Genomic DNA, 1,644 nt, shown 5'->3' on the forward strand with positions numbered 1-1,644 from the left:
CCGCCATCGCCAGCAGGCCGACGCCAGCCAGCCGCACGCCGCGCCCCGGCCCGCGCGCCAGCCACAGCAGGGCGGCCGCGCACAGCAGCGCCACCAGCGACAGGCCGGCCGCCCCCAGCAGCGCCGCCAGTTGCGCCAAGCCCGGCAGCGGCAGCCAGATGGCCCCCAGCGGATTCCAGGAAAAACCGGTGAGCGCCACGCCGCGCAGCCATTCGGCCGGTACCCACAGCGCCGCGACGGCAAGACAGCGGGCCAGTGGCGGGCGCACCAGCGCGGCTGCCAGACCGGCCGGCAGCGCCACGAACAGCGCCAGATACAGCGCCAGGCCCAGCACCGCCGCCCACCCCAGCATCGGGTCCATCTTGCTTTGGAAGGTGAAGGCAAATGCTATCCAGTTGAGCGACACCGCGAACATGCCGGTGCCGAACAGCCAGCCATGGCCGGCCGCTGTCCAGGCGCTGCGGGCGCCGGCCACCAGCGCCATCAGGCCGGCCAGCGCCAAGAGGGTGAGCGGCCAGAGATCGAGCGGCGCAAAGCCCAGCGCAGCCAGGGCGCCGCAGCCGAGCGACAGGAATGGCAACAACAAGGCGGGCATGGGCGAATCCCTAAACGGGCGTCGTGGCCAAGGCCAGTGACGAGTGCATGACGCGGTGCGCGCTGGCGATCAGATGCCCGCTTTTGGGGCTGGGGCGCTGCCGCCCTCTGTGCCACAACACGGCGATGACATCCCTCCAACCCTTCGCGCCGGCGGCGCTGGCGATGGCCGGCGTGCGCCTTGCGCTGGGCGGGGTGCCGGTGCTGGACGGCATCGACCTGGTGATCCCGCCGGGGGCACTGGTCGCGCTGGTGGGGGCTTCGGGGGCCGGTAAGACCAGCCTCTTGCGGCTGGTCAACCGGTTGGTGGCGCCCGATGCCGGCCACATCCACCTGTTCGGCGCCGATATCGCTGCCGCCGACGTCATGCAGCTGCGGCGCGGCATCGGCTATGCCGTGCAGGGCGGCGGCCTGTTTCCGCACTGGACGGTGGCCGACAATATCGCGGCGGTGCCCTGGCTGCTGGGCTGGCCGAAGCCGCGCCGGCTGGCGCGTGCGGCCGAGCTGATGGCGATGCTCGATCTGCCCGAACGGCTGGCGCTGCGCTTTCCGGGCGAGCTGTCGGGTGGCCAGGCCAGCCGCGTGGGCCTGGCCCGCGCGCTGGCTGCATCCCCCCGCCTGCTGCTGCTCGATGAACCGTTCGGCGCGCTCGATCCCGAAACCCGCACGGCGCTGGCCGATCGGCTGGAGGCGCTGCACCGCGCCCAGGGGCTGACCACCCTGCTCGTCACCCACGATGTCGCCGATGCGCTGCTGCGCGCCGATCTGATGCTGGTGCTGGATGGCGGCCGGGTGGTCGCGGCCGGGCCGCCGGGCGCGGTCGCTGCCGATCCGCACCCGGCGGTGCAGGCGCTGATCGCCGAGCCGCTGGCGCAGGCCCGGGCGCTGGCCGGGATCGTCGCGCCATGATTTCCGGCTGGGAGGCGCTGCCCGTGGCGCTGGCCGCCCACCTGGGGGTGAGCGCGGCGGCATTGCTGCTGGCGCTGCTGGTGGCGGCGCCGCTGGTGCTGCTGATGCCGGGTCGGCCGTGGCTGCGGCGCGGCGTGATGG

General features: G+C 73.8%; 1 protein-coding gene and 1 pseudogene. One reads left to right on the forward strand and one right to left on the reverse strand.

From position 1 onward, the window contains the following. Window positions 1–595: pseudogene (locus tag GJV64_RS14185) on the reverse strand (apolipoprotein N-acyltransferase); the annotation flags it as partial. A gap of 125 nt (window positions 596–720) precedes the next feature. Between GJV64_RS14185 and GJV64_RS14190 the strand changes: the two are divergent. Beyond that, a complete protein-coding gene (locus tag GJV64_RS14190) occupies window positions 721–1,503 on the forward strand; it encodes an ATP-binding cassette domain-containing protein (protein ID WP_164158100.1) in 783 nt (260 codons plus the stop codon). The last annotated feature ends 141 nt before the right edge of the window (window positions 1,504–1,644 follow it).

This window comes from Sandarakinorhabdus rubra, from assembly GCF_010994245.1.
In the GTDB taxonomy this organism is placed as follows: domain Bacteria; phylum Pseudomonadota; class Alphaproteobacteria; order Sphingomonadales; family Sphingomonadaceae; genus Sandarakinorhabdus; species Sandarakinorhabdus rubra.